Source organism: Enterobacter sp. Bisph1, from assembly GCF_000814905.1.
Lineage (GTDB): Bacteria > Pseudomonadota > Gammaproteobacteria > Enterobacterales > Enterobacteriaceae > Kosakonia.
Map to the genome: position 1 here is coordinate 132,245 of NZ_JXAG01000029.1, position 8,360 is coordinate 140,604.

Here is an 8,360-nt window from a genome sequence, read left to right on the forward strand (position 1 = left end):
TGCCCGAAATTTAGTTCTATAAACCAAATTTACACGGGGGTGAATTATTCTGTATGGGTGATTTTTACTTTTTATTTAATAAGATATAAAAATGTTTTCATCCATCAGTCTTGTAAGCACGTCATTTTCTTCCTCTCGTTGCCCCAGCTAAAAGTAAATCTCCTCATGATTCATCCGCTTCAGGATTTCCATCCAGTTAATCATTGATGTTCCTGGCTCCAAGTCGTAGCAGCATAGCAAGATCAGCAAATGACGAATCTCACGCACCTTAAATCGTGGGGGAAGGCTGGCTATACGATGTTTGCTTCAATCTTGCACAACTGACCCCAGTAATCCCCCTTTCTTTCCGACATAGGTGGCGTCATTGAGAAAAGGGCGCGGAGGGAGGAGTTCTGCTTTTTCTGAGATATCAAAGCGGTTAGGCACAGATCGGAACTGATATTAGTGGCCGGTAAATAGCAGATATTCATCCATCATTTGCGTGAGGGATATGTTTTCCTCCTGCCGTCCAACCAGCCACAAGCCTAGATCTTCAGGTGCCTTACGTTTCAGGTTATCCAGCCAGTCTTCCAGCGTAGCCCCCATCATCAGATCGTACCAACATAGCCAGACCAGTTTGTGGCGATGCTCCGGTGAACTGAATTGGTGTAACAGGCTAATCAGCCTATTTGCCAGTGGGCGTTGTTTGAGGCGGATACATTCACTCAGTAATATCCCTTCCAGCATTGGGTGGTGCAGTAATGTTTTTTGCTTTGTCTCAAGGCTGATTTGCATATCAGTCACTACCGACACTGGCTCTGGATGCTGACTTCCGTAAATCAGTCGGTAAAGGCATTGTGGAACCACTGCAGTCATCTGTCCCGCGCCGGGAAAGTACAGACTGCCCACCATCAGATGGTGGCTGGCCTGGATATTGGGGTGACACATGCCATTTATGATGGCCAGTTTTGTGAACCCGTTTAGCCAACGTTGATAGCTGTCCAGCAAACTGTCATATCGCGTCTTTGTCTCTTTCATGGTGAATTATCCTCGAATACTGAATGACAGGCAGTCACAAACCTTCGCAATGAGCGGATAAAGAGTCTGCCTGTCAGGAAAGTGATATGTAAGAAGAGGTATCTAGCTGCGTGATTCGTCGATTCTCGCCTGTAGCCAGGCTTCCACTTCACTTTTCCGCCAGCGGGAGCTGCGACCAAATTTGGTGGGTTTTGGGAACTTACCGTCTTTAATCAGTTTGTAAAACCATTTATCGGTCAACTGGGTGAGTTGCGTAATGAATGCCATATCGATGAACTGGTCTTCGAGCAGGGAAATTTGAATAGTCATGATTTTATTCTCCGGTATCTGAATGGAAACCGGAGAAGGTCTTATTATTGTTACTTCCCGCTCCGGCATAGGTACCGGTGATGGCGTAAAAAAAAGTATTAGCTTGGTATATATTTTCTGGGTCTTCCCTGTCTTGCAGGTAGTGGGACCTCATTGCATCCCCAGATCGGATAACTATATTTCTGGTCTTCTTTTGTCAGGTAACTGGCTATACGTCTTAGGCTGTTTAGGGCTTCATGATTGTGATATTCAACAACTTTGTTAATGTTATCCCGATGATATTCATTTGGCTTACATCGCTGAGATTTGCCTTCGCCATGGGTAATCTCTAACCACAGTTCTTCTGCCTGTAAAATGAACGGGAATGATTTCTGATGTTCCTGAGCATTAAGATAGAAAATCGCATGGGCATGCACCGCACCTTCTGAAGTCCATTCCAGTACCCAAAAAATACCAGTGACGCCTGGAAGGTTCATCATCGCCTGAGTGAGTTCTCTAAGGTCGTCCTGTATTTCGGCGGAGGAATTACGAATGAATCGGTTAGTACCTCGCTGGTAATCAAAATCCATTCGAAAGGCCAGTATTTTGGAGTGACATGCCAGGATCTGATTAAGATGGTGATTAATCAAATTCAGCAGGAAGTCGTTAGGGATGATTTTCTTTAAATGTGGGTAATGTCTTTGCATTGCTCTGTTCCTTTGGATGAGTTCAAAGGAATTGGCACATCTGTTTTTTTGTATCTTAAACGATGCTTGTAAAACAGGATTCAATCGCTTTTGACGGATGTTTATCCTCTCGTGGTGGGGATGTTAGATGTCTATCAATTGAGGTCTACTCTCTATAATACCAATTAACCTTAATTATGTTTTAACCTGATAGACGTCTCCGTTTTCCTACAGTTTTTACATTCATACAACCTGTTACCCTTGGCTGTCGTTGGGGGGCGCAGAGACAATTTTCAGTATTTCCGGGGAGGCGCTCAACATGACTTAGGTCAAAGTTTCTCCGGTATGATTGAAATCAAGGCATGAAGTACAGGTGTAGAGGCTTATGATAGTCAAAAAAATAACGTAGTATACTACGTAGAGTGCTACGGCTTTTTCTACGATTGTTGTTACGTTTGAGGTTATGATGAGTGCAGGAAAACGAGTGACCAGTCTCTGGACGAAAAGAGTAAATTTATGGCTTTACTGGGATATCTTCCGCTCAGCATTAATGCATGTTGATGAGTCTCGTGAATTAGTGGAAAGAATAGGTGATGCCAATTTTTTCAAAGAGTCTTGTATTAAATATATGAATAAAAAAGAAATGCTTAAGTATAGGAGTGCGGAAGATTTCTTTGAAAAGAGTAGGCGAGAGGTTGAGGGTAAGTTAATACCTTTTAGTGAACTTGAGTGGATTGATTGTGAGCGTTCGTTGTCATTTGTTGCTAATTACATTCATGCCGAATATAAGCTATATGCAAATAATAATACCCCCTCTCTCCTTGATATCACTTTACCTGAATGGAGCCTTGATTCTGATAAGGGGGGCGTAAATTATGACGGGTTAATTCTTTTGATAGACCATCAATGTCGTGTATCAAGTTTTATCCATATCCGCTCAAACTTAGAGCGTTTGAGAAATTCCTGGCTCCGTATCCAGAAAAAATTTGGCAATCCGTTTTGGTTCTCATCAGCCAGATATGATGCTAAATACCTGGCAGATTATCAGTGGGTGATGTCTTACTTCGATAAGAACAAAATGATTAATGGTAATGTGGATTTTTGGTTTGAAAAAAATTTGAATCTGAAAGTTCACTCAATCTTTGATCAATGGGTTGAGAATAAATCCGATGCTGAAGGTGAGTTGTTTATTATAAAAACAAAAAAAGCATGGGGTCAGAAAAAATTCAGAGATAGTGTTGCAAACAAAAAAGTTCTCAATACCTATATTAGCAAAGATAGTAAGAGACAACTTGATTATCTGGCAAGCCAAAATGAAATGAAAATCAATGAATTGATTGAGATGCTGATCAATGATGCATACGCAAAAGCTAAACTGAAAAGTTGGGAAAATTAAAAAAGATCACAGATATATATCATCACTCTGAACATATCCCATTAACGGCAGAACCTCTTAGTTCTGCCGTTTTTGTATACTTTTTTCGGAGGAGCAATAATGAAACAATTTGACGGTCTGCAGTCACTGCAGCAACCGCTTTCCGGCCTGCCCCAGTGGGTCTCTGAACGCATTCTGCAGCAGATAAATCAGTTAACCCACTACGAGCCTGTAATAGGCATTATGGGGAAAACCGGAGCAGGCAAGAGCAGCCTGTGTAATGCGCTGTTTGCTGGGGATATATCACCGGTCAGTGATGTGGCGGCATGTACTCGAAAACCACTGCAGTTTCGCCTGCAGCTCGGCAAACGCTTTATGACAGTTATGGACCTACCCGGTGTTGGAGAGTCCGAACTCCGGGATGCTGAATATGCCGCACTCTACCGTGAACAACTTCCCCGGCTCGACCTGGTGCTGTGGTTGATTAAGGCCGATGATCGAGCACTAGCGGCGGATGAACATTTTTACCGGCAGGTGATTGGTGAAGCATACCGGCATAAGGTGTTGTTTGTCATCAGTCAGTCCGACAAGGTTGAACCCACCAGCGGTGGTGAAAAGCTGTCTTCAGAGCAGAAACAAAATATCAGCCGCAAAATCTGTCTACTGCATGAGTTGTTCCAACCTGTAAACCCTGTCTGCGCTGTGTCGGTACGTTTGCAATGGGGGCTGCGGGTAATGGCTGAACGGATGATTCATTGCCTGCCGCGGGAGGCCAGTAGTCCGGTGGCGGTACAGCTTAGTGATCCACTTCGTACCGATGCCATTAATAAAAAAGCCCTTGACGATTTTGGTGAAACGGTCGGCTCGGTGTTGGACACAGTAAGTTCCATGCCCCTGATACCGCCCCCGGTTCGGACTGTCATCCAGTCTGTACGCGACATCGTGGTATCGGTCGCTCGTGCAGTCTGGAACTTCTTCTTCTGAACATTAACCCTTCTAACCCGTAGTTTCCTGAGCCCTACCGCGATTGAGCGGTAGGGCTTTTCTGTCTTTATTTTCCCATCATGAGGAGTCTGCTTATGACCCGTCTGGCTTCGCGCTTTGGTGCATCAAATCTTATCCGTCGTGACCGTCCGTTAACCCGCGAAGAGCTATTTCGTGTAGTGCCCAGTGTTTTCAGCGAGGACAAACACGAATCTCGCAGTGAACGGTACACATATATACCCACCATCTCCCTTCTCGACAGCTTACAGCGGGAAGGCTTCCAGCCGTTCTTTGCCTGCCAGACCCGCGTGCGTGACCCGGGGCGTCGTGAGCATACAAAGCATATGTTACGTCTGCGCCGCGAGGGACAAATTACCGGCAAGCAGGTGCCGGAAATCATTCTGCTCAACTCTCATGACGGCACCAGTTCGTACCAGATGCTACCGGGATTATTCCGTGCGGTATGCCAGAACGGACTCGTCTGCGGTGAGTCGTTTGGCGAGGTGCGGGTGCCGCACAAAGGGGATGTCGTGAGTCAGGTGATTGAGGGGGCGTATGAAGTACTGGGTATTTTTGAACGTGTGGAAGAGAAGCGGGATGCCATGCAGTCGCTGATACTGACGCCACCTGCACAACAGGCTCTGGCACAGGCTGCACTGACGTACCGTTTCGGTGAGGACCACCAGCCGGTGACAGCACCTCAGATACTCTCCCCACGCCGCTGGCAGGATGAGAGCAATGATCTGTGGACCACATATCAGCGTATTCAGGAGAACCTGATTAAGGGCGGGCTCAGTGGTCGGAGTGCGAAAGGCGGGCGAACGCATACCCGCGCCGTGCGTGGTATCGACGGAGATGTGAAGCTCAACCGGGCTCTCTGGGTGATGGCTGAAGCGATGCTGAGTGGGTTTCAGTCCTGAGCTTGTTATCAGCATGTTAGGAAAGGACACTCCCTGTCCGTTTTACCTCCACTGAATTGAGTGTTTTTTCACCGTATTTCACGATGTGCCGCGTCGGGCCTGCTTCCGGTGGCAGATAAAAAATAGTTCATTCCATGTCCATACCCTGTCCGCCCCCCTCTTTAGAATCATTTCATATTCAGTCAGTTAACTATTACGGAGATTTAAGATGACACAGGCAGAGCGCCGTCATGACCGGCTGGCTGTCAGGCTGTCACTGATAATCAGCCGCCTGGTTGCAGGTGAAACGCTGAACATGGCGCGGCTGGCTGCAGAGTTTGGTGTGTCAGTCCGTACCCTGCGACGGGATTTTCGCGAACGGCTGATGTACCTCGACCTTGAGTATCGACGGGGGCAATGCCGCCTGCGCAGTACCGGTGGAGGCGTACAGGGCGAGCTGGATGCGCTGACCTTTGCTCACCGGGCAGGACTGGCCGATATTTTTCCGGGGCTGGACCGGCGTCTGGCGGGCATGTTGCTCACTGCAGGAGGGATGCCCTGCCTGGTGTGGCAACCCCCACAGTCAGTGTCACCGGCCAGCTCGCTGGTGTTTTACCGCCTCGTCAGTGCCATTACAGCATGCCAGCGGGTACTGCTGCTGGCCGAGGGAGAGCGCTGTGACGGGCTGGCCCCGTACCGACTGATTTCATTCGACGGCTGCTGGTACCTCACCGGTGAACTTAACGGGTATATCACCGTGCATCCTCTGGCGACCATCCATGCGGTGACAGTACTCAACACCACGTTCACCCCGCTAAAACGTCTCAGCCAGTTAACCACACAGGCGGGCTTTATCCGGGCCCTTCCGCACTTCAGCTGTATCCGCGAAGTCCTGTCTCCTGGGCTCTCTGAGGAGGAGCCGGGCAACACACTGATTTAATTATCTCTGTTAAGAAGGAAAAACAATGACCTGGCATTACGAGAAAAATGGCATACGTCACGACAATGTGACTGAAGACGACATCACTGGCCTGATTGCGCGCGGTGAACTCACCGCTGCCACGCTGGTGTGGCGACAGGGTATGCCGGACTGGCAACCGGTCTCCGCCACCCCGCTGGCTTCGGCGCTGCTCCACAGCACCACACCACCAGCGCTGCCGGGGAACCGCATTCCGGGTGGAGTGGTATGGACGCTGGCATTTGCTCCCTTCATTGGCTACGCGCTGGAGTTGTGGACTGCAGGGCTGAACGGGATGTCATTTGACGAGGCATATGATGCCGTCTCGGGTGGGCAGTACTGGTTTATCACGCTGCTGCTCAATATTGCTCTGGGGTATCTCGATGAACGACGCCTGCGTAAGGCCGGAGTGGACACCACCACGTTCGGCAAACTGGCCTGGCTGGTGCCGTTCTATCTGTGGCGGCGGGCGAAAACTCTCGGTCAGAAACCAGCTTACCTCTGGGTATGGCTTTTGATGCTGGGCCTGACCGTCTGGGCCTGAATCACCGCTACCTGATTCTTTCTCTGTTAAGGACCAACGTAATGAAAACACTGATTAAAATACTGGGCATTACCGGCAGCCTTCTGCTCTGTGCGGGCGCTCAGGCTCAGCCTTATAACCGGACCCTACCTGCGGTAGTTAATGACAACAACGGGAACATTTTCTGGTGTGATGCGCATCGTCAGGTCACGGGGAAGTGTGAGGCCATGTTCGTTGACCGTAAGGGCGGTATGGTCACGGTGCGTTCCGCACCCTTTAAAGACTGCGAAGGCGGCCTGTGGGGCTGGATAACCATCATGCACAACGATGTGTCGAAGGGATTCACCATTACTCCGGACAAGAAATTCGGTCTCACCGCAAAAGACCTGTGTCGTCCGGGCACGGTAGTGACCTTTAAGCCCAACCAGAAGAAGCCGGAGTATGACGACCTGGTGGCGTTGTACCAGGGCAAAGAGCTGTTTCGCTACCGGCGCTTCTGATAACACCCGATACCTACCTCCCTCATTTTGCCCGACAGCGGGCTGGATTAATTCAGGAAGAAAACCATGCTGAAAATAATGACCTCTGCTGTACCCGCCCTCATTCTGTCACTTGCCGCCTTCAGTGCCGGTGCCGCTCAACTTCCGGCAAGCCTGATGGATAAAGACAATCCCGGCCAGGAGTACTGGTGCCAGGGAAACGACATCAACACCTCCATGTGCTCACTGACCGGTGTCAGCGACGACCATAAATTTGCCCTGATTCAGGACCTGCCGGGCCCGGCCTGTGAGGACCTTAGCTTCGGGATTATCGACCTGGTGCGCCAGACCGGTGCCAACATTCCTTACGATGGTGGTGACTGTAAGGGCGATGTACAGGCCGGGTTTGTGCGCGGCACAAAAGATAATGCCTTGTATGTGAAAATTGTCCGGGGCAGTAAAACCCTGCAGCTGTATAAGGTACAAACCGGTTACTGATAATCATCCCACACCTGCATACACCCACAGCCCCTGACGCTTCTGCGTCAGGGGCTTTTGCTTTTAAGGTACACCCAATGTCTGAATCTCATATGTTGCCATCAGGACAGTTCACCCGACAGCAGGCCGAAGCGGTTACCCGCAGGTATCGCAACATCAGCATTGAAGACGACCAGGGCACACACTTCCGCCTGGTGGTTCGTGACTCTGAAGGTCGAATGATCTGGCGGGCGTGGTGCTTTGAACCGGATGCCGGTGAAGGGCTTAACCGTTATATCCGCAACTCAGGCATGCTCAGAGCATCCTCCTCCTGACCACACCCATTCATCATCCCTGTCTGTCCTTTATTTCCCATACGCCAGCCATCGTCGCTGGCGTTTTTATTGACGGAGAAAATCCATGACGACACAAACTCAATGCGAATTGGTACCCGCTAATGAACCTCAATTTGCCCTTACAGCAACACCAGTACCTGACGAACAGCGTCTCGATTTCTGGCCGCTGTACTTTGGCACTATCCCGCAGTGGATAACGCTGGAACCGCGTATTTTCGCCTGGATGGAGCGCTTTTGTGATGAGTACAGCGGTGGTATCTGGTCCTTTTACACGCTCAGTAATGGCGGCGCGTTTATGGCCCCTGATGCTGACGGTGG

The 8,360-nt window shown here is 49.4% G+C and carries 12 protein-coding genes; 9 read left to right on the forward strand and 3 right to left on the reverse strand.

Annotation, left to right across the window (positions count from 1 at the left end):
* Window positions 1–441: 441 nt before the first annotated feature.
* The 3 genes from RW65_RS05250 to RW65_RS05260 all read right to left on the reverse strand — a co-directional run bounded on the left by RW65_RS05250 (window position 442) and on the right by RW65_RS05260 (window position 2,012).
* Window positions 442–1,017 carry a hypothetical protein gene (locus tag RW65_RS05250; RefSeq protein WP_039055621.1) on the reverse strand — a complete coding sequence of 192 codons (576 nt, stop codon included), beginning with the start codon at window positions 1,015–1,017 and terminating at the stop codon, window positions 442–444.
* Between the two features lie 102 nt (window positions 1,018–1,119).
* Complete coding sequence (locus RW65_RS05255) at window positions 1,120–1,326, reverse strand: helix-turn-helix transcriptional regulator (protein ID WP_039055622.1); 207 nt, start codon at window positions 1,324–1,326, stop codon at window positions 1,120–1,122.
* Window positions 1,327–1,424: 98 nt separating this feature from the next.
* Window positions 1,425–2,012, reverse strand: coding sequence for a rolling circle replication-associated protein (locus tag RW65_RS05260; protein WP_039055623.1), 588 nt, complete (start codon window positions 2,010–2,012; stop codon window positions 1,425–1,427).
* A 463-nt stretch (window positions 2,013–2,475) separates the two neighbouring features.
* Between RW65_RS05260 and RW65_RS05265 the strand changes: the two genes are divergently transcribed.
* The 9 genes from RW65_RS05265 to RW65_RS05305 all read left to right on the forward strand — a co-directional run.
* Window positions 2,476–3,387: a hypothetical protein gene (locus tag RW65_RS05265; RefSeq protein ID WP_231564359.1), complete on the forward strand. Its 912-nt coding sequence runs from the start codon at window positions 2,476–2,478 to the stop codon at window positions 3,385–3,387.
* A 99-nt stretch (window positions 3,388–3,486) separates the two neighbouring features.
* Entirely contained in the window at window positions 3,487–4,350 is an 864-nt protein-coding gene (locus RW65_RS05270) for a GTPase family protein (RefSeq protein WP_039055624.1), read from the forward strand.
* A gap of 95 nt (window positions 4,351–4,445) precedes the next feature.
* Entirely contained in the window at window positions 4,446–5,270 is an 825-nt protein-coding gene (locus RW65_RS05275) for a DUF932 domain-containing protein (RefSeq protein WP_039055625.1), read from the forward strand.
* Window positions 5,271–5,478: 208 nt separating this feature from the next.
* Complete coding sequence (locus RW65_RS05280) at window positions 5,479–6,189, forward strand: DeoR family transcriptional regulator (protein ID WP_039055626.1); 711 nt, start codon at window positions 5,479–5,481, stop codon at window positions 6,187–6,189.
* Window positions 6,190–6,214: 25 nt separating this feature from the next.
* Complete coding sequence (locus RW65_RS05285; protein WP_039055627.1) at window positions 6,215–6,751, forward strand: DUF4339 domain-containing protein; 537 nt, start codon at window positions 6,215–6,217, stop codon at window positions 6,749–6,751.
* 41 nt (window positions 6,752–6,792) lie between these two features.
* Window positions 6,793–7,230: a hypothetical protein gene (locus RW65_RS05290; RefSeq protein ID WP_039055628.1), complete on the forward strand. Its 438-nt coding sequence runs from the start codon at window positions 6,793–6,795 to the stop codon at window positions 7,228–7,230.
* 66 nt (window positions 7,231–7,296) lie between these two features.
* Complete coding sequence (locus tag RW65_RS05295) at window positions 7,297–7,707, forward strand: hypothetical protein (RefSeq protein ID WP_039055629.1); 411 nt, start codon at window positions 7,297–7,299, stop codon at window positions 7,705–7,707.
* 77 nt (window positions 7,708–7,784) lie between these two features.
* A complete protein-coding gene (locus RW65_RS05300) occupies window positions 7,785–8,021 on the forward strand; it encodes a DUF905 domain-containing protein (RefSeq protein ID WP_039055630.1) in 237 nt (78 codons plus the stop codon).
* 85 nt (window positions 8,022–8,106) lie between these two features.
* The coding region (locus RW65_RS05305) for an antirestriction protein (protein ID WP_039055631.1) at window positions 8,107–8,360 on the forward strand (254 nt) is incomplete at its 3' end.